Annotated in this window: 24 protein-coding genes; 10 read left to right on the forward strand and 14 right to left on the reverse strand. The window is 68.4% G+C overall.

What is annotated here, in order from left to right; all coding sequences use genetic code 11:
* Positions 1-615: a TetR/AcrR family transcriptional regulator gene (locus WA675_RS01330; protein WP_336081176.1), complete on the reverse strand. Its 615-nt coding sequence runs from the start codon at positions 613-615 to the stop codon at positions 1-3.
* Between the two features lie 137 nt (positions 616-752).
* Here WA675_RS01330 and WA675_RS01335 point away from each other — a divergent pair, with 137 nt between their 5' ends.
* The 4 genes from WA675_RS01335 (at position 753) to nrdE (ending at position 4583) form a co-directional block, all read left to right on the forward strand.
* Complete coding sequence (locus tag WA675_RS01335; RefSeq protein WP_336081177.1) at positions 753-1322, forward strand: NAD(P)H-dependent oxidoreductase; 570 nt, start codon at positions 753-755, stop codon at positions 1320-1322.
* Positions 1323-1714: 392 nt separating this feature from the next.
* A complete protein-coding gene (nrdH, locus tag WA675_RS01340) occupies positions 1715-1948 on the forward strand; it encodes a glutaredoxin-like protein NrdH (RefSeq protein WP_336081178.1) in 234 nt (77 codons plus the stop codon).
* Positions 1949-1971: 23 nt separating this feature from the next.
* Positions 1972-2442 (forward strand): class Ib ribonucleoside-diphosphate reductase assembly flavoprotein NrdI, encoded by a 471-nt coding sequence (gene nrdI, locus WA675_RS01345; protein WP_336081180.1) that lies wholly within the window; start codon positions 1972-1974, stop codon positions 2440-2442.
* A 59-nt stretch (positions 2443-2501) separates the two neighbouring features.
* Positions 2502-4583 carry a class 1b ribonucleoside-diphosphate reductase subunit alpha gene (nrdE, locus tag WA675_RS01350; protein ID WP_336081834.1) on the forward strand — a complete coding sequence of 694 codons (2082 nt, stop codon included), beginning with the start codon at positions 2502-2504 and terminating at the stop codon, positions 4581-4583.
* Positions 4584-4664: 81 nt separating this feature from the next.
* On the opposite strand, the gene WA675_RS01355 is transcribed toward nrdE, so the two are convergent.
* From WA675_RS01355 to WA675_RS01375, 5 genes are all read right to left on the reverse strand, one after another.
* Entirely contained in the window at positions 4665-5000 is a 336-nt protein-coding gene (locus WA675_RS01355) for a hypothetical protein (RefSeq protein WP_336081182.1), read from the reverse strand.
* Between the two features lie 151 nt (positions 5001-5151).
* On the reverse strand, positions 5152-5604 hold the full coding sequence (locus WA675_RS01360; RefSeq protein ID WP_336081185.1) for an RDD family protein: 453 nt from the start codon (positions 5602-5604) through the stop codon (positions 5152-5154).
* A 99-nt stretch (positions 5605-5703) separates the two neighbouring features.
* Positions 5704-7206, reverse strand: a complete 1503-nt coding sequence (locus tag WA675_RS01365; RefSeq protein WP_336081187.1) for an endoglycoceramidase I — start codon at positions 7204-7206, stop codon at positions 5704-5706.
* A 164-nt stretch (positions 7207-7370) separates the two neighbouring features.
* Entirely contained in the window at positions 7371-8015 is a 645-nt protein-coding gene (locus WA675_RS01370; RefSeq protein WP_336081188.1) for a TRADD-N-associated membrane domain-containing protein, read from the reverse strand.
* Between the two features lie 95 nt (positions 8016-8110).
* A complete protein-coding gene (locus tag WA675_RS01375) occupies positions 8111-9103 on the reverse strand; it encodes an LLM class F420-dependent oxidoreductase (protein ID WP_336081190.1) in 993 nt (330 codons plus the stop codon).
* A 125-nt stretch (positions 9104-9228) separates the two neighbouring features.
* Here WA675_RS01375 and WA675_RS01380 point away from each other — a divergent pair, with 125 nt between their 5' ends.
* Both WA675_RS01380 and mgtE read left to right on the forward strand, forming a co-directional pair.
* On the forward strand, positions 9229-9627 hold the full coding sequence (locus tag WA675_RS01380) for a hypothetical protein (RefSeq protein ID WP_336081192.1): 399 nt from the start codon (positions 9229-9231) through the stop codon (positions 9625-9627).
* A gap of 426 nt (positions 9628-10053) precedes the next feature.
* Positions 10054-11403 (forward strand): magnesium transporter, encoded by a 1350-nt coding sequence (mgtE, locus tag WA675_RS01385; RefSeq protein WP_336081193.1) that lies wholly within the window; start codon positions 10054-10056, stop codon positions 11401-11403.
* 1 nt (position 11404) lies between these two features.
* Here mgtE and WA675_RS01390 read toward each other — a convergent pair whose 3' ends face one another.
* From WA675_RS01390 to WA675_RS01400, 3 genes are all read right to left on the reverse strand, one after another.
* Positions 11405-12373 carry a peptidase gene (locus WA675_RS01390; protein WP_336081195.1) on the reverse strand — a complete coding sequence of 323 codons (969 nt, stop codon included), beginning with the start codon at positions 12371-12373 and terminating at the stop codon, positions 11405-11407.
* 139 nt (positions 12374-12512) lie between these two features.
* Positions 12513-13514, reverse strand: a complete 1002-nt coding sequence (locus WA675_RS01395) for a hypothetical protein (protein WP_336081197.1) — start codon at positions 13512-13514, stop codon at positions 12513-12515.
* A gap of 14 nt (positions 13515-13528) precedes the next feature.
* On the reverse strand, positions 13529-14485 hold the full coding sequence (locus tag WA675_RS01400) for a hypothetical protein (protein WP_336081198.1): 957 nt from the start codon (positions 14483-14485) through the stop codon (positions 13529-13531).
* A gap of 362 nt (positions 14486-14847) precedes the next feature.
* On the opposite strand from WA675_RS01400, the gene nrdF reads away from it, so the two are divergent.
* On the forward strand, positions 14848-15810 hold the full coding sequence (nrdF, locus tag WA675_RS01405; RefSeq protein ID WP_336081199.1) for a class 1b ribonucleoside-diphosphate reductase subunit beta: 963 nt from the start codon (positions 14848-14850) through the stop codon (positions 15808-15810).
* Between the two features lie 125 nt (positions 15811-15935).
* Complete coding sequence (locus tag WA675_RS01410) at positions 15936-16562, forward strand: DUF4203 domain-containing protein (RefSeq protein WP_336081201.1); 627 nt, start codon at positions 15936-15938, stop codon at positions 16560-16562.
* A 27-nt stretch (positions 16563-16589) separates the two neighbouring features.
* Here the strand turns inward: WA675_RS01410 and WA675_RS01415 are convergent, their stop codons facing one another.
* Positions 16590-18299, reverse strand: a complete 1710-nt coding sequence (locus WA675_RS01415; RefSeq protein WP_336081203.1) for an AMP-binding protein — start codon at positions 18297-18299, stop codon at positions 16590-16592.
* Positions 18300-18325: 26 nt separating this feature from the next.
* The gene (locus WA675_RS01420) at positions 18326-19603 is read right to left on the reverse strand and encodes a lipase family protein (RefSeq protein WP_336081204.1); all 1278 of its coding nucleotides are present in this window, start codon (positions 19601-19603) and stop codon (positions 18326-18328) included.
* A gap of 95 nt (positions 19604-19698) precedes the next feature.
* Here WA675_RS01420 and WA675_RS01425 point away from each other — a divergent pair, with 95 nt between their 5' ends.
* Positions 19699-20367: a TetR/AcrR family transcriptional regulator gene (locus tag WA675_RS01425; protein WP_336081205.1), complete on the forward strand. Its 669-nt coding sequence runs from the start codon at positions 19699-19701 to the stop codon at positions 20365-20367.
* Here the strand turns inward: WA675_RS01425 and WA675_RS01430 are convergent.
* Positions 20352-21161: a glycosyltransferase family 2 protein gene (locus WA675_RS01430; protein WP_336081207.1), complete on the reverse strand. Its 810-nt coding sequence runs from the start codon at positions 21159-21161 to the stop codon at positions 20352-20354. The two genes, WA675_RS01425 and WA675_RS01430, sit on opposite strands and share 16 nt — an antisense overlap.
* Before the next feature lie 73 nt (positions 21162-21234).
* Between WA675_RS01430 and WA675_RS01435 the strand changes: the two genes are divergently transcribed.
* Positions 21235-22446 carry a hypothetical protein gene (locus tag WA675_RS01435; RefSeq protein ID WP_336081209.1) on the forward strand — a complete coding sequence of 404 codons (1212 nt, stop codon included), beginning with the start codon at positions 21235-21237 and terminating at the stop codon, positions 22444-22446.
* Here WA675_RS01435 and WA675_RS01440 read toward each other — a convergent pair.
* Both WA675_RS01440 and WA675_RS01445 read right to left on the reverse strand, forming a co-directional pair.
* Positions 22438-23076 (reverse strand): HEAT repeat domain-containing protein, encoded by a 639-nt coding sequence (locus tag WA675_RS01440; protein ID WP_336081211.1) that lies wholly within the window; start codon positions 23074-23076, stop codon positions 22438-22440. The genes WA675_RS01435 and WA675_RS01440 overlap by 9 nt on opposite strands.
* 68 nt (positions 23077-23144) lie before the next feature.
* The gene (locus WA675_RS01445; protein WP_336081213.1) at positions 23145-23582 is read right to left on the reverse strand and encodes a DoxX family protein; all 438 of its coding nucleotides are present in this window, start codon (positions 23580-23582) and stop codon (positions 23145-23147) included.
* Positions 23583-23588: the final 6 nt, after the last annotated feature.

The following is a 23588-nucleotide window of genomic DNA, read 5'->3' on the forward strand; positions in this document are numbered from 1 at the left end:
TCACTCTACGTGGGCCGCAGGCGAAACCACCCGGCGAACGAGCCATTCCCAGTTGTCGCCGATCTGATCCCTGGTGTAGCCGAGCACCTCGATCTGATGGGTGACGAGAGCGGCGGTCAGGGTGGCCAGCAGGCTGTCGGCGACCAGCGGCAGGGTGCCCCGCGCCCCGGCTGCCTGTAACAGCAACAGGACGTGGGCCTTGTGCAGGCCGTAGGGACCGGTGCCGAAGCGGGCGCTGCCCTGCTCGGCGGCCCGGTGCAGGTCGCCTTCGACCTCGATGTCGAGCAGCCGGGTGCGCCCGAAGGCGATCAGCCGATCGACCGGGGCGCCGTCGGGCCCGAGCGGGGCGGGGCCGAACATGAACGCGGCCTGGAACTTCTGCTCGGAGTGGTCGAGCAGGGCCAGCATCAGGCCGGTGCGGTTGCCGAAGCGGCGGAAGACGGTGCCCTTGCCCACGCCCGCGCGTTTGGCCAGCGCGTCCATCGTGAGACCGTCGACGCCGTGCTCGCGCACCAGCTGCTGGGCCGCGTCGAGCAGCAGCGCGCGATTGCGGGCGGCGTCGGCGCGCTCGACCGGCTCCGCGCTGACCGGCAGGAGCTGACCGATCGGGAGCAACGGTGGCTCGTCCGATCTCGGTGTGCCGTAGCTCACGCCGCTCACACGACCTCCGCGGGAAGTAATCGGACCTTGGTCCGGTTATTGTCGGATGAATCTGCGAAACATCCCCACTACTGAGTACACCAGGAGTTGCCATGAGCGAGACCCGCATCCTCACTCTCGTCGGAAGCCTGCGCGCGGGCTCGATCAACCGCCGCCTGGCCGAAGCCGCCGCCCGCACCGCGCCCGAGGGTGCCGAGGTCTCGATCTACGAGGGCCTGGCCGAGATCCCGTTCTACAACGAGGACCTGGACGTGCCCGGCCAGGTACCCGCGCAGGCCGAGGCGCTGCGCGCGGCCGTCGCCGCGGCGGACGCGGTCCTGCTGGTGACCCCCGAATACAACGGCACCCTGCCCGCCGTGCTCAAGAACGCCATCGACTGGGCCTCGCGCCCGTACGGCGCGGGTGCCATCAAGGGCAAGCCGGTCGCCGTGGTGAGCGCGTCGATCTCCCCGAACGCCGCCGCCTGGGCGCACGGCGACACGGTCAAGACGGTCGGCGTGGCCGGTGGCGTCGTCGTGGAGGCGGCCGTGGCGCAGTTCGGCGGCATCGGCGAGCGCTTCGGCGCGACCCACCCGGCCGAGGATGCCGAGGCGCTGACCCAGCTCGGCGCGGTTGTGCACGAACTGGTGGCCGCGGCGGCCACGGTCGCCGTCACGGCGTAAGCTGTCCGCAGGCTCTGACAGGGGCGTCGCATCCATCGCGGATGCGGCGCCCCTGCTGCGTGTCCGGAAGGGTTTGCTGAGGACTCGCCGGGATGCGAAATCGTGATCTGGGCCACTGTTTTCCCAGCGTGTCGATCGCGCGTCCTGGGACTTACCGCGTGGGAATTACATCTGTGCGACTCGCAACACCTTGTGTTGTTCCAATCTGTCGGCCACTAGGTGTAGTGTCTTCGGTACTGGAAGACGGTGTGAAGCCACCACTGATCGGGCCCAAGGGAAGGGGTTACGAGCAGGGCTTTCTTCGCCAGATCCAGGAGTTTGCGCAGCATCACCGTTCGTGCACTGCATACGGATCACAGGCTGTGGATCAGGCATAGGAGAGAGGGACTCTAATGACCATCACCGTGTACACCAAGCCCGCTTGCGTCCAGTGCAATGCCACCTACAAGGCGCTCGACAAGGCCGGGGTGGAGTACGACATCATCGACATCTCCGAGAACGCCGAGGCGCGCGACTACGTCATGGCGCTCGGATACCTGCAGGCGCCGGTCGTCGTCGCCGGTGAGGACCACTGGTCGGGCTTCCGCCCCGACCGCATCAAGTCGCTCGCCGTCGCGGCAGCCTAGGACTTCTCCGGAAGGAGGCTCCCGTGCCCGAACGGACGACTCCGGGCGGGCTGGTCTACTTCTCCAGCGCTTCGGAGAACACTCGTCGTTTCGTCGAGAAGCTGGGTCTCCCGGCCACTCGGCTACCACTGCACACCGCTGATTCGCTGCGCGTCGACGAACCCTACGTGCTGATCACCCCCACCTACGGGGGTGGTCGGCACGTCATGGGTGGACAACGGTCCGACAAGGACCTCGTACCGCGGCAGGTCGCCAAGTTCCTCAACGACCCGCACAACCGCGCCCTGCTGCGCGGGGTGATCGCGGCCGGGAACACGAACTTCGGTGATACCTATTGCGCTGCGGGCGACATCATCTCGCGTAAATGCGGGGTGCCGTACCTGTATCGCTTCGAACTCATGGGAACCGCTGAGGACGTCGCGCGCGTCCGAGAGGGATTGGGATTGTTTTGGCAACAGCAACCACAGCACCGGCAGGCAAGTCAGCCCGTCTAGAGCAGGCCGCGGTGCGTGCCGACGCGGGCGAGGTCCTGGACTACCACGCCCTCAACGCCATGCTGAACCTGTACGGCCCCGACGGAGAGATCCAGTTCGACAAGGACCGCGAGGCCGCCCACCAGTACTTCCTACAGCACGTCAACCAGAACACGGTCTTCTTCCACAACCTGGACGAGAAGCTCGACTACCTGGTCAAGGAGAACTACTACGAGGCCGAGGTGCTCGACCAGTACGGTCGCCCCTTCGTCAAGCAGCTGTTCCAGCAGGCCTACGCCAAGAAGTTCCGGTTCCCCACCTTCCTCGGCGCGTTCAAGTACTACACCTCCTACACCCTCAAGACCTTCGACGGTAAGCGCTACCTCGAACGCTTCGAGGACCGTGTCGTCATGGTCGCGCTGACCCTGGCCGCCGGTGACGAGGTGCTCGCGAGCAAGCTGGTCGACGAGATCATCGACGGCCGCTTCCAGCCCGCCACCCCCACCTTCCTCAACTCCGGCAAGAAGCAGCGCGGCGAGCCCGTGTCCTGCTTCCTGCTGCGCATCGAGGACAACATGGAGTCGATCGGTCGCTCCATCAACTCCGCGCTGCAGCTGTCCAAGCGCGGCGGCGGTGTCGCCCTGCTGCTCAGCAACATCCGTGAGCACGGCGCGCCGATCAAGAAGATCGAGAACCAGAGCTCGGGTGTCATCCCGATCATGAAGCTGCTGGAGGACTCGTTCTCCTACGCCAACCAGCTCGGCGCGCGGCAGGGCGCGGGTGCGGTGTACCTGCACGCGCATCACCCCGACATCTACCGCTTCCTCGACACCAAGCGCGAGAACGCGGACGAGAAGATCCGCATCAAGACGCTGTCGCTGGGTGTGGTGATCCCCGACATCACCTTCGAGCTGGCGAAGAAGAACGAGGACATGTACCTGTTCTCGCCCTACGACGTCGAGCGCATCTACGGCAAGCCGTTCGCCGATGTCGACGTCACCGAGAAGTACTACGAGATGGTCGACGACAAGCGCATCCGCAAGTCGAAGATCAAGGCGCGCGAGTTCTTCCAGACCATCGCCGAGCTGCAGTTCGAGTCCGGCTACCCGTACATCATGTACGAGGACACCGTGAACCGGGCCAACCCGATCAAGGGCAAGATCACCCACTCGAACCTATGCTCGGAGATCCTGCAGGTCTCCACCCCCTCGGAGTTCAACGACGACCTGTCCTACTCCAAGGTCGGCAAGGACATCTCCTGCAACCTGGGCTCGCTCAACATCGCCAAGGCCATGGACTCGCCCGACTTCGGCCAGACCATCGAGACCTCGATCCGCGCCCTGACCGCCGTCTCGGACCAGACCCACATCTACTCGGTGCCCTCGATCGAACAGGGCAACAACGAGTCCCACGCCATCGGCCTCGGCCAGATGAACCTGCACGGCTACCTGGCGCGCGAGCGGGTCCACTACGGCTCCGAAGAGGGCGTGGACTTCACCAACATCTACTTCTACACCGTGGTCTACCACGCGATCCGGGCCTCGAACCTGATCGCCAAGGAGCGCGGCACCGCCTTCGGCGGCTTCGCCGACTCCAAGTACGCCTCCGGCGAGTACTTCGACAAGTACACCGAACAGGCGTGGGAACCCAAGACCGCCAAGGTCGCCCAGCTCTTCGCCGACGCGGGCATTCGCATCCCCACCCAGGACGACTGGCGTGAGCTGAAGGCGTCGGTCATGGAGTTCGGCATCTACAACCAGAACCTGCAGGCCGTTCCGCCCACCGGTTCGATCTCTTACATCAACCACTCCACCAGCTCCATCCACCCGGTGGCGTCCAAGATCGAGATCCGCAAGGAAGGCAAGATCGGCCGCGTCTACTACCCGGCCCCGTATCTCACCAACGACAACCTCGAGTATTACGAGGATGCCTACGAGATCGGCTACGAGAAGATCATCGACACCTACGCCGCGGCCACCCAGCACGTGGACCAGGGCCTGTCGCTGACCCTGTTCTTCAAGGACACTGTTACCACCCGCGACCTGAACAAGGCTCAAATCTACGCCTGGCGCAAGGGAATCAAGACGCTCTACTACATCCGTCTTCGTCAATTGGCCCTCGAGGGCACGACCGTGGAGGGTTGCGTCAGCTGTATGTTGTGAATGTCCGGTAACCGACTCGGCACACACCTGCCGACGAGAGCTGAACCGGAGGGAGGGCTGGCTGGGCCAGCCCTCGCCGGTCTACCAGTTGGTGCACTCGGTCTCGGCTTCGCGGCGGATGAGGCCGTTCACCTTGACCTCGCGGTTGCTGAGTTGTTTGACCGAGAGGCGGACGTCGCCGCAATCGCGGCGTTCCCAGATGGACTTGGACTGGTCGACCATCAGGGGGACGCACACGTAGTAGAAGTAGTACTTCTCGGTGGACTTAATCGACGCGCCGCGCCGGTATTTTCCGGCGGGCTGGTCGGTGACCACTCGTTCCGAGGGGACCGCGCATGATTTGGCGAGTTCTTCCGCACCGGCCTGACCTGGGCCGATGATGAGTCCGGCGAGCAAAACCGCCGGGATGGCGACCATCGAAACGATGCTGCGAAGTACTGTCACGACCGCTCCTCACAGGTAAGCCGGGCACGCTAACAGTTCTGGCGAAACCGGACGAGAGTAGCAACCGTCGCCGTGGGAGCTCGCGCGGGAATGCGGGGTGTCGACGCAACTGTGACCAGGCGGGTCAGCCAATGCTGCCGAAGATGTCGAAGCAGGTCCAGCCGCCGCGGAGCCACTGGATGATGAGTTGCCCGGTTGATGGGTAGGTGCCGTCGGCGCGGCGTAGGCGTAGGCCGAAGGAGCATTTGCCGATGGTGGTGCGGGTGAGGCGCTGGATGATCGTGCGATGCAGGAAGGATGCGCCGAGCCAGGCGGCGAGGCCGTAGAGGACGGCCGTGGGGCCGGACGCCAGGTACCACGCGGTGGCGCCGATGGCGGCGTGCAGGGCCATGTCGATGAGGAACGCGGCGATCACGCCGGTCTCCGCGCCGCTGGATGTGGTCCCGGTGAATGGGAATTCGTCCTTGGCGGGTGCCGGGGCGGCGGGTTCGTGGGGGAGGTAGGCCAGCTTGCCGTCGGCGTCGCGCTCGTATCGGCCGTTTCTCGCCGCGGGCCGGGTCGCTGCTGCAGTGGTCATGCGAGTCAGCGTGCGGGACACCGCTTAACAAGCACCGGGTGCCGACCTTGGCGTACGGCGCCGGGGCGAACGATCGCCCCGGCGCCGCGATCTACCCGATCAGCCCGCCGAGCCGGTCGACCAGGGGAAGCCCGAGGCCGAGCCGGTGCCACTGCCCGAGGACAGGTCGGCGCCCGCCGAGCCCGGGCGATGGATCTGGACGGTGACCGGGCCGGAGCCGTCGGCGTCGACGGTGACGATGCGAGCGCCGGTGGGGGAGGTGACATGACCGCCGGTGACGCGGACCTCGTACCCGTCCGGATAGGCCAGGTCGGAGACATAGATCTCGGTGGGGGCCGAGGCGGCGCGAGGACGGTAGCGGTAGGCGAAATCGCCGGTGGCGGAATCGAAGACCATCTTCTCCGGCGTGCCCGCGGTCGCCTGCGGGTAGGTGCGGACCAGCTGCCTGCCGAGCTCACCGCGGAACGGATCGCCCTCACCGGCGCTGTAATGCCAGTAGTGCCAGCCGACGAAACGTTCGTCCGCGCGGGAGACGGTGTTGTGCAGCACCGTCGGATCACCGTCGCCGAATTCGGTGACCATGGTGGGGATGTCGGTCCGGGTGGTGAAGGAATCGATATTGGCCCAGGTCTTGTCCTGCTGCACCGAGCACACCGCGCGCAGCTCCTCGGGCAGATCGAGGTAGATGGCCAGCTGGCTCGGGATGCAGTAATCGTGCGGGGAGAACACGATATTCGGGCTGGTGATCGGCGGGTTCTTCCCCAGGTGGCTGGGCATGGTCTCGTTCCAGGTGACATTGGGTTCCCAGAACACCGGCACCGTGGCATTGCGGGCCCGCACCGCGTCGGTCAGCTGTTGCAGTGCGCGTTGATATTTCGCGTCGAAGTCCGGGCAGCCGTTGGGGAAGCAGGTGAGAAACGGTGTGCCGGGCCAGGGTTCGTTGAGCAGTTCGATACCCAGCACGCTCGCCCGGCCGTTCATGCGCTCGGCCAGCGCGCCGAGCGCGGTACCGAGGTGGTCGAGCACGCCGTGGGTGTTGTTCCACACCTCGTCCCAGCCCGCGTTCATGCTCGGCATGAGGTAGTAGAGCGGGAAGCCGGGATTCGGTTCGCCCTCGCCCGGCCTGGCCGCGAGTGCCCATTCGGGAAAACCGTTGCCGCCCCAGATCTTCGACAGCCCATCCTGATGGTTGTCGAGCAGGGTGTAGATGCCGTGCGCGGCCAGGGTGTCCACCACGGTCTCGACGCGGTCGAGGTAGGCGGTGTCGACCACGCCCTCGGTGGGCATCAGCCCGTCGAAGGAGACGCCGAGGCGCACGGTGGTGAAGCCGTGCTGGGCCAGCACGGCCGCGGCGGCGTCGGTGAGTGTCAGGCCGTCGCCGGGTTGCAGGTAGGGGGCGGTCTTGTCGACATTGTTCACCCCGTGCAGCAGGACCGTGCGGCCGTGGCCGTCCACCAGTTCGGCGCCCTGGGCGCGCAGCGGAGTCAGCGCGACCCCGGGCTCCGCCGCGGCGGGCGTACACCCGGTCATCCCGAGTCCGGCGACCAGCGCCAGTGCCGTCATCCATCGCACGGCCCGGCCGTGTCTCACTGTCTCGATCATCCGCGTCCCTCGACTCCGCAGATGGACATGCGTTCAGTTGAACGCATGTCCAGTTCCATTGGCGAGTGAACATAGCCGGGGAACGGCGGTGTGGTCAAGGACACATCGTCGAAAATTTCCGCGCCGGATTGTTCATGTCCGCCAGGCTATTCCGCGAACCGCCGTCATTCGGGGTCGCCGACCGGCTCGTCGGAGTCGATGCTCTCGGCCATCCGCCAGATCTCCTGTCCGGTGAGCTCGGGGAACGCGGTGCTGATCAGGACGGCGGTGGCGAAGCGGTCGCGGGCGCCCTGATCGAGGATCATCGCCGACATGCGCAGGGCCTCGGCGCGCGCGGCCGTGGTCGAGATCTTCTCCGCGTACTTGTCCGCGCGGGCGCTCGCCTCCCGTGACTGCCAGAACAGCAGCCCGCCCGCGGCGCCGGGCAGCAGGCCCGCCGCGACCGTGGCCAGGCCCCGCGGGTCGCCGGGGTCGCCGCTGATCAGCCCGTACATGATCACGCCGATCGCGATGGCACCGCAGAGCAGGCTGGCGATGGTGGTCAGCCGCTGCTGCCGCTGGGCTCCGGCGTGATTGGCGAGGTCGAGTTCGGCGCGTTTACGGGCGGCCGCCTCGAGCCATCCGTGCTTCCCGTCGGTGCCGAGGGCGGGCGCCTCGGTGGCCTCGCCGCCGTCGGCGATCACCTGACTCAGATGCTGGACGTGCGTGCGGGAGCGCCGCGCCTCCAGGAGCTGCACGGCGGCCGCGTACAGGGCGCCGAGCGTGGTCGAGCCCGCCGCGAGCAGTTCGACGGGCAGCATGTCGGTCATCCGGAATCCCCTTCCGGGCCTGGGATCGGCAGGCCCGGAAGGAGATTCGAGCAGCGACCGGCACGGTTCGCGGCGTGTCCGGGTTCTTCGGCGTGTCAGCGCAGGGCGGGGATCACTTCGCGTTCGAACAGCTCGATGCCGGAGGTGTCGTAGGCGGCTTCGGGGAAGTTCAGGATGGCGTAGGACAGGCCGAGATCGCGCACCGCCGACAGGCGTTCGACGATCTGCTCCGGCGTGCCCGCGGCGGCGCTGGTGGCGAACTGGTCGCGCACCCTGGCCTCGGCACCCTCTGCGCCGAGGAAGGGGGTGAGGCGGTCGACGATGGCGGCCAGGCGGTCCTCGACCTCGGCCTCGGTGGAGCCGACGACGGCATTGAAGTTGGAACTGCGGGTGATGGCGGCGAAGTCGGTGCCCACCTCCGCGCAGTGCTCGGCCAGGATCGCGGACTTGCGGGCGAATTCGGCCGGGTCACCGCTGAAGTTGGTGTAGTTCGCGTACTTGGCGGCGATGCGCAGCGTCTTCTTCTCGCCACCACCGGCCACCCAGATCGGAATCCCGTTCTCCTGCAACGGCCGCGGGTGCACGATGGCGTCGTCGACCTGGTAGTACTTGCCGTCGAGGGTGGCCCGGCCGGTCTGCCAGGCCTGGCGGAAGATCTGCACCCCCTCGTCGAGGCGGCCCAGCCGCTCCCCGGCGGACGGGAAGCCGTAACCGTAAGCGCGCCACTCGTGTTCGTACCAACCGCCGCCGATGCCCATCTCGACCCGGCCGCCGGAGATGAGGTCGACGGTGGCGGCGACCTTGGCGAGGTAGGCGGGGTTGCGGTAGCTCATGGCCGTACACATCTGGCCCAGCCGCACGCGCGAGGTGGTGGCCGCGAAGGCCGACATCAGCGTCCACGCCTCGTGGGTCGCCTCGTCGGTCGGGACCGGGGTGGTGTGGAAGTGGTCGTAGACCCAGATCGACTCCCAGTCGGTGCCGCTGTCGAAGCGCTGGGCCAGCTCACGCATCACCGCCCACTGGTCCGCCGGTTCGATACCGACCAGGTCGAGTCGCCAGCCCTGGGGGACGAAGATGCCGAAGCGCACAGGTTTCTCCTCGGTGTGAGTGACGGGAACCGCTGCCCCCACTGTCCCCACTGTCGCGGCGACGGGCAACGGTTGCGCGCGCGCCGCGCCGAATCCCGGACCGGCGGATATGGGCGGAAAACCGCTTGGCGCCAGGCGCCGGGGAATGCACCGACGCCTTCGATGTCCTGGCCGCGCTGGTGCCCCGGTTCGAGGGCCGGGTCTGGGTGATCTCGAAATGCGGTCCCCGCATCGAGCAGCGCACCCGGCAATGGCTCGACCACCACGATTTCGCCGCGCGCACCGGCATCCCCCGTGCGCATCTGCGGTTCTGCCGCACCCGCGCCGGGAAGCTGCCGCACTGTACCGAGCTGGGCATCACGCACATGATCGACGACCGGCTCGATGTCCATCGCCACCTGCGCGGACACGTCCCACACCTGTATCTGTTCGGCGCGCAGAGCGCCCCGGCTCCGGACTGGGTGACCCACGCGCCGGACTGGCGGGCGGTGGAACGCGCCCTCGGCGCCGACCTCTCGGGGTGAGCGAGGCCACTGTGGCCAGTGGTACGACAGTGCCAAGGTGAAACGTCGGCGGATCGCATGTACGCTACGAAGTGAAGGATGTCCGGCCGCGGGTCGGCAGCGACGACGAGGAGGTGGTGTTGCCATGCGCAGCGAGCCCCCCAGTCGAAGGCCGCGCGGCGTCGCCCCTTCGTCCTCGTACTGATTCCCGGCCTGCTCGAGCCGGTCGTGCGTGATGGCCGTGGCGGTGGACGCCCGCGGTGTGTGCCACCGTTCCCCGATCCACACTCGTAGCATTCCCGCGGCGCGGCCGCCGGAGTGCGCGCCCGCGCGCCAGAGGACTGTCCCATGTCGCAGACCGATCTCGTCGAAGCACGTCACGTAACCGCCGATTCCGTTGTGCCCGAACCGGTTCCGGCTCAGCACCGCGGTGCCGAGGATCACTCGGTGACCGAGGCGCTGGCCATCCTGTCCGAGTCGGTGCGCGACATCGTGGAGACGCACCGGGTCGCCGGGGCGATGGACTGGCTCGACAACCGCCCACCGCACGTGATCGCCGACGCGCTGGCCCGCATGGACGCCGTGCAGGCCGGGGTGGTGTTCCGGCTGCTGGACAAGGACCGCGCGATCACCGTGTTCGAGGAACTCGAGCCGGTCGACCAGCAGCAGATCCTGCAGGGCCTGCGGGAGAAGAGCTTTCGCGATCTGGTCGAGGCGATGGACCCCGACGACCGCGCCCGCATGCTGCACGAGGCCCCGGCCAAGGTGGCCAAGAAGGTGCTGGCCGGGCTGAGCCCGCGCGAGCGCCGGATGACCGCAGCGCTGCTGGGCTACCCCGAGGGTTCGGTCGGGCACTACATGACCCCCGAGGTCGTCGCGCTGCCCGACAACCTGACCGTCGCCCAGGCGCTGACCTGGGTGCGGGCCAAGGGCGCCAATGCCGAGACCGTGTACACGCTGCCGGTGGTCGACAGCGGCCGCAAGCTCACCGGCATCGTCGAACTGCGCGAGCTGGTGCTGCACGCGCCGGACGCGAAGGTCAGCGAGCTGGTCGTCACCGAACCGGCGTTCGTGCGCGCGACCGACTCCGCGGAGAAGGCCGCCCGCCTGATGAGCTCCACCAACGACATCAACCTGGTCGTCGTCGACAGCGAGGACCGGGTGGTCGGGCTGCTCACCATCGACGACGCGATGGAGGTGCTCGAGGCCGCCGACAGCGAGGACGTGGCCAAGCAGGCCGGTTCGGCGCCGTGGGAGGGCCACTACATGGCCGCCGGGGTGTTCCAGCTGGCGCGCTACCGGGCGCTGTGGCTGATGCTGCTGCTGTTCGCGGCCACGCTCACGGTCAGCGTCACCGATGTGTTCGCGGCGACGCTCGAGCAGGCGGCCAGCCTGGCACTGTTCATCCCGCTGCTGATCGGCGCGGGCGGCAACGCGGGCGCGCAGGCGGCGACGGCGTGTGTGCGCGCGCTCGCGGTCGGTGAGGTGCGCGGGACGGACCTGTTCAAGGTGATCTGGCGGGAGTGCCGGGTGGGGCTGGTGCTGGGCGGGATGCTCGCCGCGGCCGGGCTGCTCATCGGCACGCTGTTCGTCGGCCCCAAGATCGCCGTGGTTGTGGCGATCACGCTGGTGATCATCTGCGGCTGGGCCGCGACCATCGGCGGCACCATGCCGTTGCTGGCCAAGCGGATCCGCATCGACCCCGCGGTGGTGTCGGCGCCGATGGTCACCACCCTGGTCGACGCGACCGGGCTGATCATCTACTTCACCACCGCCAAGCTGGTGCTGGGGATCTGAGTCAGCGCTGCGGGAACAGCGTCAGGGCCTGGGCCATCACGTCCCGGGCGACGTCGTCGGTGCGGGCCACCACCTCGACCACCGGGATCCGCCTGCCGAACGCGGTGGATTCCGGGGGCAGTTCCGGGCCGACGGCGGCGGTGAAGATCGGGATGGAGCTGTCGTAGACCGAGACCGAGCGGTGCACGGTGCGGCCGTCGATGTGCTCCTCGGTGCTGTTGGCGGCCAGGTACTCGGGCACCCGGTACTCATAGCTCACGGTGATCTTCTCGCCGCGGTAGCCGAACAGGCACTGGGTCAGGCGCTGTTCGGGATCGGGCACGGTCTCGGCGAGCTTGCTCCGGACCGTGCACGGGTCGGCGCCGAGCAGCACGGTGGGCACGGTGTCGGGGGAGGTGCCCTGCGGCGGCGACTGGCGCCACCGGTCGATCATCCCGGGCATCAGCTGGTCGGCCACGGTGCACGGATTGGTGCCGGGCGGGGTGGACAGGCCGAGATAGAAACTCGCGCCCGCCGGGAAGTGGGCCGTCGCGCCACAGGCGCGGGGTTCCCCGGCGTCCCGGTCGGGGACCACGCGCACCTGCACGTCGCCGATCTGGGAGAGCACGCCCTTGGCGGCGGGCGGCAGGCCGGGCAGCAGGGTCGCGTGCCAGGTGAGGGTGGTGCCCTCGCCGGGCTTGTCGCTGCCGATGATCGCCCGGCACGAATCCAGGCCAACGGTGACGCTGCGCACCTCGCCGAGATCGGCGAGTTCGTCGCGCGGCAGCACCGCGCACACGTCGACCTGACGGGTAGCCTGGGCCACCTCGTCGCGCTGCGCCGGATCCTGCGGCACCTGCGACCAGAACTCCGGGGGCTGGGCCGGGATGACGGGGGCCGGGGGCGGCGGCAGCGTGCCGTAGTCGGGCGCCTCGCCCGCATCGTCACCACACGCGGCACAGACGAGCAACGCGGTAGCGGCCAACATCATCCTGCGATACATCGGCACCCCTGTCCTCGACAGACTCCGGCCCGGACTCGCGCCCGACCACCGAGTCTGCCCGGGCGGGCAACCCGCGCGCAAACGATCCGGACGGGTCGTTCCCAGAACGTTGTCAGCGCGGATCGGGTCAGTTCAGGGTGGCGAGGGTCTCGCGCATGACCTGTTCGGCGACGCCGGGATCGGCGGTGACGGTGACGACCGGGACGCGGGGGCCGAGCAGGGCGTCGCTGCTTCCCGGGGCGAGTGCCGGGCCGACGGCGGCGGTCAGCGACATGATCGACTGCACTGTGGAGTCGAAGCGGTAGACCTGCCGGGAGCCCACGGTGAAGGCCGGGACCTCGTCGAGCAGCGAGTGCTCCTGGCGGTAGTCGAAGCTGACGATCGTCTCCTTGCCGTCGACCGTCATCGCGCACTGCACGGTCCCCTGGCGGTCCACCGGCACGCGGGTACCGATCAGCGGCGCGGCCGCGCACGGATCGGCACCGCTGAGCACCGTGCGGTCGGAGTCGGGGGAACTGCCCTGCGCGGGTTCCGCACGCCAGGTCACCAGCGCGATCCGCAGCAGCGACTCGGCCGTCGCGCACGCGTCCTGCGGCGCGCGCACGCTCAGTATCAGGGAACCTCCCGACACGAACAGGGCGTACGCGTCGCAGCTGCTGCGCAGGGTCGGGTCGGTGGCGGGTTCCTCGGCATACAGCGCCCGGACGTCGCCGAGTGCCCGCTCGGTCAGCGGCCGGTCGCCCATGTCGTACTTGCCGGAGAAATCGGTGCTGGTGGTCCAGGTGGCGTCGATGCCGCCGGGACGCCCGTCGACGGCCATGTTCGCCCGGCACTGCTGCGGACTCACATTCTCGACCTCGGTCACCGCCCCGAACTCACCCAGTGACTCCCTGGGCAGCAGCGCACACACATCGATCGCCCGCACTTTGCGCAGGACTTCGAGCTTCTGCTCATCGGAATTCGGTGCGGCAGACCAGAATCCACCGGTCGGCATGGAGTCGGCGGCCTCGGAGCTCTGGCAGGCGGCGGCCAGGACCGCGGCGGCGGTGAGCGCGATCAACCGTGCGCCCGACCTGCGCCGGGCCGGGCGGGTCTTCCCGCGCATCGGGACCGTGATGAGCTGTCGCACAGTGGTTCTCCTGGTCAGGCGGCGGGGAAGAGTTCGGCGGTGGCGGTGAGGACCTCGCGCAGGACGGCGGGGTCGCGACCGGTCAGTTTGACGACCGGAACTCGCGGCCCCAGGGACGACGGCGGGTCGTCCGATGCCAGAGGTTCACCGAGAATCGCCCCGTACCAGTAGTTTTCGGTAACGCTGCGCAGGTCGTAGCCGCGGTGTCCGTTGACTTCCAGCAGCGGTTCGCCCTGGGTCAGGATGCCCTGCTGCTCGTAGGAGTACTGCAGGTCGACGGTGGTGCCCCGGTACTCGAAGACACACCCGAACAGGAATTGCTTGTCTACCGGTGTGCTGACGCCCAGTCGCGTCGCGACCGCACACGGATCGGCCCCGGTCAGCGGGGTGACGGGGTTGTCCGGGGAGGTGCCCGCGGTGGGCTGGGCGCGCAGCTGGTCGAGCGCGCCGGGCAGGACCCGGTCGACCAGGGCGCACGGTTTGTCCGCCACCGGTGTGGAGATCTGCAGGTTGAGACCGACCGTGGCCGGATACAACGCCAGCCCCATGCACGGGTGGGTCAGGACATCCGGATCCGGTGTGGTGTCTCGCTGGGCGACGACCGAGGCATCGCCGACGCGGCTCTCGACGCTGTCGGGGAGCGGTTCCAACGGCTCGGCGGAGAGGAAGATCGACCAGCTCAGGCTCGTCTTCTTTTCGAAATCCGTCGAATTGAGTTCCGCAGCACAGGAATCGGTGGAACGCGCGGCCACGGACAGGACTGTGCCGTGCTCCTCGAGAACCGACCGCGGAATCAGGGCGCACGGATCGATGGCGCGGGCGGCCGCCAGAATCGCCAGCCGCTCCTCGTCGGTGTTCGGCGCGGTGTCCCACGCGATCGGCGCGACAGCGGCGGGCTCCGGATCGTCGCACCCCACGACACCCGTCAGCACGACCGCCGCGGCGACCATACCGGCCAGTCGACGAAGCATGATGTTCCCCCCTCGGGCTCGTTCGCCCCGCGGAACGGGCGCACGAGCCGCAGTTTGCCGGGTGCTGTCGGAGAATGCAAAAGCGTGGCGGCGGGTGACCGTGTTCACGGCGCGGAGTGGTCCCGTGCGCGGGCAGGACGGATCACGGCGATGCGATGGTGGTGTGGCGGCGCGCGTACCGCACAATAGGGGCCGCGTGTGTGGTGCGTGGGTTCGTCGGTAACGCGGATCGCGCGGGCCGCAACACAAGCTGTTGTGTTCCGTGAGGTTCCCACCCACTACGAGTAGTGTTCAGGGTGAAGGGCCTCGCGCGCGCGGCGGCGTCGGAGGTAACAGGTCTGGTGGAAAGGTGCGGAGGCGGAATGAAGCTCATCGATCGGGTACATGCCATCAACTGGAATCGGGTGCCCGATGAGAAGGACGCCGAGGTCTGGGATCGTCTGACCGGCAACTTCTGGCTGCCGGAGAAGGTGCCGGTGTCCAACGACATCCCCTCCTGGAACACCCTGACCCCCGACGAGAAGCAGCTCACCATGCGGGTCTTCACCGGCCTGACGCTGCTGGACACCATCCAGGGCACCGTCGGCGCGGTCTCGCTCATCCCCGACGCGCTCACCCCGCACGAGGAGGCGGTGTACACCAACATCGCGTTCATGGAGTCGGTGCACGCCAAGAGCTACAGCTCGATCTTCTCCACCCTGTGCTCCACCAAGGAGATCGACGAGGCGTTCCGCTGGTCGGAGGAGAATCGCAACCTGCAGCGCAAGGCCGAGATCGTCCTGTCGTACTACAACGGCGACGACCCGCTCAAGCGCAAGGTGGCCTCCACGCTGCTGGAGAGCTTCCTGTTCTACTCCGGCTTCTACCTGCCGATGCACTGGTCCTCGCGGGCCAAGCTCACCAACACCGCCGACATGATCCGCCTGATCATCCGCGACGAGGCCGTGCACGGCTACTACATCGGCTACAAGTACCAGAAGGGCCTCGAGCTGGTCTCCCAGGCCGAGCGTGACGAGCTCAAGAACTACACCTTCGAGCTGCTCTTCGAGCTCTATGACAACGAGGTCGACTACACCCAGGACCTCTACGACGAGGTCGGCCTCACCGAGGACGTCAAGAAGTTCCTGCGCTACAACGCCAACAAGGCGCTGATGAACCTCGGCTACGAGGGCCTGTTCCCCAAGGACGAGTGCGAGGTGAACCCGGCGATCCTGTCGGCCCTGTCGCCCAACGCCGACGAGAACCACGACTTCTTCTCCGGCTCGGGTTCCAGCTACGTCATCGGCAAGGCGGTCAACACCGAGGACGAGGACTGGGAGTTCTGAGCGCGTAGCACCACGTCGAACGCCGTCACATCGCTCCCGGTGTGACGGCGTTTCGCGTCTGGGCAGGGCCCGCGCGGCGGTTTACTGTGAGATAGCGGTGTCCGCGTGGCTGACGGGAGTGGACGATGAACGGCCTTGTCGTAGCGCTGGTCGGCGCGTTGCTGTGCTTCTACGGAATCCGCTCGGTGCACCTCGGGGTGATCGCCGTCGGCTTCGGTCTCGGCTGGATGATCGCCGACCTGTTCAACGCCTCGTTCACCTGGCTGCTGCTGATCGGGTTGATCGGCGCGGTGTCGTCGTGGGTGGTGACCTCGCTGGTCTTCCGGTTCGCCTCCTATTTCATCGGTGGGCTCACCGGTGCGATGGTCGGCGCGAAGCTGGCGACCGTGCTGCAACCGGGCGAGGACCGCAATGTCGCGCTGAGCTTGATCGTCATCCTGGCGGTCTGCGTCGCCGGTGCGTTCCTGGCCGAGAAGTTCCGCGCCAGGGCGCTGCTGTGGCTGACCTCCATCGGTGGCGCGAGCATGATGCTCAGCGGCATCGGCCGGATGAGCGATTCGCTGGAGTTCCTGCGTCACCCCGAGAACGGCTGGCAGCAGATCGGCTCGACGCTGGCCTGGATCGCGCTGTCGGCGGCGGGCTGGATCACCCAGCGGCACCTGTTCGCCGAGAAGCTGGGCATCCAGCACCTGGTCGGCGACGAGCCGCGTGAGGACCCGTCGGCCCGTAACGGTGGCTGGCCCAACGGCTGACGGCGGCGACCCCTCGCCGCCGCCGTCTCACCGCAGCGCCGCCAGTCCGCGTCGGTCGATCTTCCCGGTCGGGGTGCGCGGCAGGTCCTCGACGAAGATCACCTCGCGTGGCGCCTTGAACCGGGCCAGGTGGGCCTTCACATACGCCCGCACCGCCTCGGCGTCGAGACCGGTGCCGACGACGAAGGCCGCCAGCCGCTGCCCGAACTCCTCGTCGGGGATCCCGATCACCGCCGCTTCGGTGATCGCCGGATGCCGGTAGAGCAGGTCCTCGACCTCGCCGGGGAAGACGTTCTCGCCGCCGGAGACGATCATGTCGTCGTCGCGGCCGTCGATGAACAACCGTCCGTCGGCATCGAAGTGGCCGAGATCGCCGGTGCTCATCAGCCCGCCGCGCACCTGTTTGGATCCGCCGCCGGAGTAGCCGTCGAAGGCGATGCTGTTGCCGACATACACCGTGCCGACCACGCCGGGCGCGCTGATCCGGGTGCCGTCCTCGGCGTAGAGGGCGACGGTGATGCCGACCGGCGGCTTGCCGACCGTGCCCGGGGCGGCCACCCAGTCCGCCGGGGTCGCGATGGTGGCGGTGCCGGTTTCGGTGCAGCCGTAGAAGTTGTAGAGCACCGGGCCGAAGGTCGCGATGGCGCGGTTGCCCAGTGCCGAGGGCAGCGCCGCGCCCGCCACGAAGACGATGCGCAGGGCGGTCGTGTCGGCGGCAGCGAGCGCTTCGGGGCCGAGGTCGAGAATGCGGCGCAGCATGGTCGGGACGAGCACGACCATGTCGGCGCGGTGTTCGGCGAGCTGGGCGAGGGCGCGCGCCGCGTCGAATCTGCCGTGCAGTACCACCGTCGACCCGAGATTGAGGGCGAGGATGAACTGCGAGAGCGCGGTGCCGTGGAACAGGGGTGCGCACAGCAGCACCGTCTGGCCGCGGCGGAGCGGCACGCGGTCGACGAATTGCGCACCCGCCAAGGGGGACTCGATGCGGCGGGGTGCGCCCTTGGGCGTGCCGGTGGTGCCACCGGTGAGCAGGACGAACCCGCCCTGGCCGACGGGATCGGGGAGACGCGGTGCGGTGCAGACGTTTTCGCTCCCGCGTGCGGTCGTATCGACGGGATGTGATGTGGCACGAGCCTTGCCGTCTCCGCGTGCATCGGTGGACCGCGAGGTGAATCGCGCCGCCGCGAGGGCCGACGCGTCGTCGGGCCGCTGCTCGGCAATGTTGTCGTCGCCCAGGTTCGCGAGCACCGTGATCTCGTCGGGGATACCGGTCACGGCGGACAGACTCGGGTCGAGAACGAGAGCGCTCACCTGTTCGCGGACCAGGACATCACGCAACTGCTCTGCTCCGAAACCGGTATTCAGCAGCACCAGCCTGCTCCCGAGTTTGGCTGCGGCGGCCATGGTTTCGACCAGACGCAGACCGTCGGGGGCGAGCACACCGATGGTGTCGTGGGCCCGGAGCCCGGCGGCGTGCCAGCGCGCGGCGAGGGCGTCGGTGTGCTGGTCGAGCTGGCGGTAGCTGAGCCGGGTAGTGCCGTCGATCAGCGCGGTGCGATGGGGGACCCGGCGCGCCGAGGTCCGGATACCACCGGCGATCGGGCCGAGCGTGCGCATGGTGCGTGCGGTGCGGATGGTCTGCGCGGGATGGCGCAGGTCGACGAGTCCGGCGCGCTGCATGACGGTGAGTTGCCGCGCGGCGGTGCCTGCCGCGCGGAACCAGTGGGCGGTCCGCATCGCGAAATCCGCTGTGGCGCGGCTGGTCAACATACCCGCGGCCCCGGATCGGCTCCGGCGGTCACCGCGAGCAACCACGCGACCGTGCCGAGTTCGGGGACGATCTCGGCGCTGATGTGCTCCGACATCGGCACCCGGAACATCCGCAGGTTCACCCCGCGCGCGCAGTACCCGGCCACGATGTCGTCGATCGCGAGTTCGGCGGGCAGTAGCTGGTCGGTGGTGGAATGCCACATGAGCAGCGGGATGTCCGGCGTGTTCTCCGGGCGTCCGAAACTCGCCGCCGTCAGGCCGGGCCGGGCCGCTTCGAGGGCCGCTTCGGGGTCGGTGAGGTAGTCGGTGACCGGGCGCAGGAAGGCGGTGGCGACGGCGGTGTAGAGGCAGCGCTCGCGCAGATCCTCGGCGACCCGCTTGCCCTCCGGCGTCAGATACCGCTGCAATGCCCGGTCGAAATCGGGGTACTCGCGGGCCAGGCCCAGGATCGCCAGCCAGCCGGTGAAGTTGGCCTGCGGCTGCTGTCCGGAGATGGCGAACGGGGCGATGGCCACCTTGTCGCCGGGGATGCCGCCCTGCGCGCTGCCCCGGATCGTGAGTTCGGGCGCGTAGTGCTGCCGCTGTTCGGCCGCCGACGCCGAGGAGTTGCCGCCGCCGGAATAGCCCCACAGGCCCACCGGTGACGCCTCCAGCCCGAGCCCGGCGCGCTGGGCCGCGCGGATGCCGTCGAGCACCATCCGGCCCTCGCTGGGCGACATGATGGTGTTGTCCTTGCCGTCGAAATCGGTGACCACCACCGCCGCGCCCGCCGCGAGGAACTGGCCGATCAGCGCTACTTCCTTCTGGATCCCGGCGCGCAAGGTGTAGGACGGGTTGCACTGCTGGCCGAGGCTGTCGATCGCTTCCTGATACGAGATCAGCGGGCGCGCACCGGGTCCCAGCCACGGGATGCCCGGCATGAGCACGGTGGTGGCGGTGGCCAGGGGGTTGTCGTGGGTGTCGGTGCTGCGCAGCAGGAGCTGGGTGGTGTGAACCGGGACCGGGATGCCCAGCGCGTAGGTCTGCACGACCCGGCTGCGGATCACGTCGCCGTTGGCGTAGGCGGAGAAGTCCTCGGGGTCGGCGTACCAGGGGTCGTGCTGGGGCGTGGGGATCGGCACGACCGCGGGATAGACCTGCGCTTCGTTGGGCAGTGGCGGGAGCGGGAAGTCCTCGGCCGCGGCGGGACCGGCCGCGACGACCACGGTCGCGAGCAGGGGCAGGGCGCGCGCGAACCGGCGCGTTCGGGGGGTGGCCGTGCTGCGCTGCATGGCATCTCCTTCGGTAGGTGATGCCGATTACAGCATGAGCTCTTGTTAAGAACAAGAGTCCTTGTTCTTTTTCGGTGCTCGGTAGGCTGAGCTGCGTGACGTCCACCGACAAGAGCCCCGTTCGCCCCCGGCGCATCCAGGGGCTGGACGCCGAGCAGCGCCGCGCGCGCCGGCGCGAACAGATCCTGGCGGCCGCCTTCGAGCTGATCGCCGCCGACGGCTATGTCAACACCGCGATCGAACAGATCTGCCAGACGGCCTTCGTCGGCAACAAGGCGTTCTACGAGCTGTTCGAGAGCAAGGAAGCCTGCTATCTGGCGCTGCTCCAGCAGCAGAGCGAACGCGCCCAGGACATGGTCGCCACCGCCCTGGGTGAGGTCACCGGCGACCGCGACGCCGTGGTCGCCGCCGTCATCGGCGCCTTCGCGCACTCCCTCGTCGACGATCCGCGCGTCGCCCGCGTCACCTTCGGCGAGGCCAGCGGCATCTCCGCCAAGGTCGAACAGCAGCGCCGCGCCAACCGCCGCTGGGCCGCCCAGTTCCTCGAAACCCTCTGGCGCACCCACGCTTTCGTCCCCCCGGGCGACATCCCCCACCTGCACGCCATCGCCGTCTCCACCATCGGCGGCCTCTTCGACACCGTCGCCGACTGGCTGCACACCGACGCGGGCGCCACCGGCGACATCGCCACCCTCATCCGCGACCTCACCGCCTTCGCCGACATCGTCCACCGGGGGCTGTCCGCCGCCTACCCGCCGTCCTGAGCGACGGGGTTCAGCGCGCGGGCGTCAGCCAGCCCGGGCCCGCGAGGAGGGCGGCCGCACGGGCCCTGACGAGAGATATTTGCTCCCCCCCCCCCCTCGAAGATCGAGGGTCTGGTGGAGTGCTGGAGGTGGTGCTTCCGGTACCGGAGGGTGGGGGTGGAGATGACGATGCCGGGGGCGAGGGCCGAGGCGGACATGAGGAGGGCGGTGTCCTCCATGCCGCGGAGTGCGGCCCAGCCGCCCGCGGTGAGCAGGAGGTCGCGGCGCCACAGGACCCCGGCGGGGTGGACGGGGAGGCGGTAGGTGTCCGGGGTGGTGACCCAGGCGTCGAGCAGGGCGCCGCGGTCGAGGCGGCCGGGGGCCGGGTCGTGGGGGAAGGGGCGTAGTTCGCCTGAGCCGAGGAGGTCGCGGGCGGGGCCGACAGCGAATCCGGCGGTGGGTTCGGTGGTGAGCGCCGCGGACAGGTCGGCGAGGGCGGTGGGTTCGAGTTCGTCGTCGGCGTCGAGGTTCTGGATCAGCGGGGCCGTAATCCGGCCGAGCGCGACATTGCGGGTGATGCCGGGGCCCTCCCTGGTGCCGTTGAAGGCCAGGTGGACGCGGGGGTCGTCGGTGGCGCCGCAGCCGATCAGCGCGGTGGGGATCTCGGGGGTGCGGGGGCCGTCGACCTGGACGTACCAGGACCAGTCGGTGTGGGTCTGCGCGCACAGCGACCGCCACGCGGCGGGTAGGTAGCGGGCGTACCCGGCGTGTACCGCCGTGAGCACCGCGATCTCCACGAACCGACACTCTGCCATGTCGACTCGCGCCGAACCCTGTGGTAGGTAGTGACATTGATCATTCGGGTGTGGCGGCAGGCAGGGGACGTTCATGGATCACGCGCTGATCGAGTCGACGTTGGGCGGGCTGGTCGCCGCGAATTCGCGTGTGCTGGAGCGGGATTGCGAGCAGATCGCGCTGCAATACCTCGCTCAGCAGGTGGAACCGCAGTTCGATGTGGACTCGGCGGATTTCGACAGCGATCCGCATCTGATCTGTGCCGATCGGTACTGGAATCAGCGGTTCCGGGCCGAGCCGACCCTGCATACCGCGGTGCAGTGCGCGGGCTGGATGGCCGAGCACGTCGCGGCGGCGGTACACGAGCCGATCCGGGAGAAGTGGGCGCTGGGTTATGCCTTCATCACGCGGGATTCGGTGGAGTCCGCCGGGGAGATCGCGGATACGACCGGTGATATCGTCGCCGCCGACGACAGTGGGTGCGACAAAGCGTATTTCGCGACGCTGTATCACGCGGGCAAGCTGCGGGCCGACTTCTACTTCGACGAGCTCGCGCAGTTCCTCGACTCCTCACCGTTGGCGATGGCCGCCGGACCGCATCGGGAGTCGGTGCTGTTCACCGCCTTGCGGGCCTTCGCCGCGTTCGGTAGCCGCCGGGCCACGGCCGAGTACGCGCGGGAACTGTTCGATCGTGTCTGGAGCGATGCCGATCGGACCTATGCCGCCGTCGATGTCGCGGTGAACGGGCTCGCCTACAGCGTGGAGTTCGACGGGCGCGACGAACTCCTGCGCGATCGCGCGGCCGAAGCGGTCGCCGCCTATCCCGGCAGTCACATCCTGCACTTCCGTCTGGCGACCGGGCAGTGGTGGTGCGGCGAGCACGACGTGGCGCTGGTCAGCATCGACGCCGCCCTGCGATTGCTGCCCGCCATCGGCGGCCGGGTGAGTCATGAACTGCTACAGGAGCAGTACCGCGCCCGGCGCGAGGCGATCGAGGTGGCCGCGGTCAACGCCCGGCACGCGGCGACCGCACGAGCGGGTGCCGAACGCACCGAGCACGAGATCACGAAACTGGCCGAGACGGTGCGGGGTTCGGTGGTGAAGGTGATCGAAGGGGTGTCCATCTTCGCCGCGATCATCGCCTTCGCCGTAGGCTCACTCAACATCAGCCTCAACGGCTCGCTCTCCCTGGGCGACCGGCTGTGGATTCTCGCCGCGTTCGGCGGGGGATTGCTGCTGTTCGCGCTGCTGGTGGTGGGTGGGACGTGGACCATCGTGCACCGGTTGTCACGAAAGTCACGATGAGTGGGGCAGTCCTCGTGCCTGACGCTCTTGCGCGGCTAGTTCGGTGAGGTTCGCTATCGCGGTCCGTGCTGCCTGTCGTACGGTCTCGGCGGAGTCCTCGACGAGGGGACGGAGGTGCGTGATCGCGCCTACCGCGCCGAGATCGTCCAGCTCATCGATCGCGCTCTCACGAACCAGATCGCTGCGGTCCGACAGTGCGGCGATGAGGATCGCCGCTGCCGACTCTCCGCAGATTCTTCGCGCGTATTGCAGGACCGCACTCCGGACCTCGGGTGACGGGTGGTCGACGGACGCGAGCACCTTGTGCCGCACGTCCTCAGCACCGAGAAAGCCCAGTGCCACGATCGCCTCGGCCACCAGCTCCGGCTCGCGATCCTCCAACAGGGCCCGCAATTCGGCGCCGAAGATCGGATTGCTGCTGTCCACTCGGAAGAGTTTGTCGATCACAGCGAGTGCCTGTGGATGCTGCCTTCGGTCCAATTCCGCAAGGAGGCAGTTGATCCCAGCGCTGCCGAACGCGGCGATGTGGTCGACAACCTCTTCGTAGTAGTCGTCGTAACCTCCGCTGCCGCGCAGGCACTTCACCAGCTCATCCAGCGAGAGGCCCGCCAGTTCTGGATACAGATTCACGGTTCACTCCTTCGTCGCCATTGTCCGCTGCTGACTGAGGCCATCGCGCATAGATTGTCGCCGAGCGGTCAGGTGAGGATCACCACCGCGCAGGAGGCGAGGAACAGGGCCTGGAGGAGGGTGCGGGCGGGGAGGGGCATGGTGGTGATGCCCAGGTCGGCGTGGGCCGCGCGGATATTGGCCGGGAACATCGCCAGGAGCAGGACGAACAGGCAGGCGGCGGCCAGGGGGGCGGTCGCGGGGATGAGCAGGCCGAGGGCGCCTGCGAGTTCGAGGGCGCCGGTGAGGGTGACGAGGGCGGGGGCGTTGGGGAGGCGGGGTGGGACCATGGCGATCAGGGCGTCGCGGCGGGGTTGGACGAAGTGGGCGCTGGCGGTGAGGGCGAACATGGCGGCCAGGCCGACGGTGACGGCGTGCGGCCAGGAATCGAGCCAGGTCAGTGGGGTGAGCCAGCCGAGCAGGCGGGCGAGGGCGGTGACGGCGGTGAGGACGAAGAAGGGGGCCATGGACAG

Source organism: Nocardia sp. SSK8 (assembly GCF_037034205.1).
Taxonomy (GTDB): domain Bacteria; phylum Actinomycetota; class Actinomycetes; order Mycobacteriales; family Mycobacteriaceae; genus Nocardia.

Excerpts from the sequence above, each read along its gene's own strand:
- WA675_RS01420 (WP_336081204.1), bottom strand. The coding sequence starts at position 19,603 with ATGCAGCGCAGCACGGCCACCCCCCGAACGCGCCGGTTCGCGCGCGCC.
- WA675_RS01415 (WP_336081203.1), bottom strand. The coding sequence starts at position 18,299 with ATGCGGACCGCCCACTGGTTCCGCGCGGCAGGCACCGCCGCGCGGCAA.
- WA675_RS01365 (WP_336081187.1), bottom strand. The coding sequence starts at position 7,206 with ATGATCGAGACAGTGAGACACGGCCGGGCCGTGCGATGGATGACGGCA.
- WA675_RS01360 (WP_336081185.1), bottom strand. The coding sequence starts at position 5,604 with ATGACCACTGCAGCAGCGACCCGGCCCGCGGCGAGAAACGGCCGATAC.
- WA675_RS01370 (WP_336081188.1), bottom strand. The coding sequence starts at position 8,015 with ATGACCGACATGCTGCCCGTCGAACTGCTCGCGGCGGGCTCGACCACG.
- nrdE (WP_336081834.1), top strand. The coding sequence starts at position 2,502 with ATGCTGAACCTGTACGGCCCCGACGGAGAGATCCAGTTCGACAAGGAC.
- WA675_RS01400 (WP_336081198.1), bottom strand. The coding sequence starts at position 14,485 with ATGCTTCGTCGACTGGCCGGTATGGTCGCCGCGGCGGTCGTGCTGACG.
- WA675_RS01430 (WP_336081207.1), bottom strand. The coding sequence starts at position 21,161 with ATGGCAGAGTGTCGGTTCGTGGAGATCGCGGTGCTCACGGCGGTACAC.
- nrdF (WP_336081199.1), top strand. The coding sequence starts at position 14,848 with ATGAAGCTCATCGATCGGGTACATGCCATCAACTGGAATCGGGTGCCC.
- WA675_RS01355 (WP_336081182.1), bottom strand. The coding sequence starts at position 5,000 with ATGGTCGCCATCCCGGCGGTTTTGCTCGCCGGACTCATCATCGGCCCA.
- WA675_RS01445 (WP_336081213.1), bottom strand. The coding sequence starts at position 23,582 with ATGGCCCCCTTCTTCGTCCTCACCGCCGTCACCGCCCTCGCCCGCCTG.
- WA675_RS01390 (WP_336081195.1), bottom strand. The coding sequence starts at position 12,373 with ATGATGTTGGCCGCTACCGCGTTGCTCGTCTGTGCCGCGTGTGGTGAC.
- WA675_RS01410 (WP_336081201.1), top strand. The coding sequence starts at position 15,936 with ATGAACGGCCTTGTCGTAGCGCTGGTCGGCGCGTTGCTGTGCTTCTAC.
- nrdH (WP_336081178.1), top strand. The coding sequence starts at position 1,715 with ATGACCATCACCGTGTACACCAAGCCCGCTTGCGTCCAGTGCAATGCC.
- WA675_RS01335 (WP_336081177.1), top strand. The coding sequence starts at position 753 with ATGAGCGAGACCCGCATCCTCACTCTCGTCGGAAGCCTGCGCGCGGGC.
- WA675_RS01435 (WP_336081209.1), top strand. The coding sequence starts at position 21,235 with ATGGATCACGCGCTGATCGAGTCGACGTTGGGCGGGCTGGTCGCCGCG.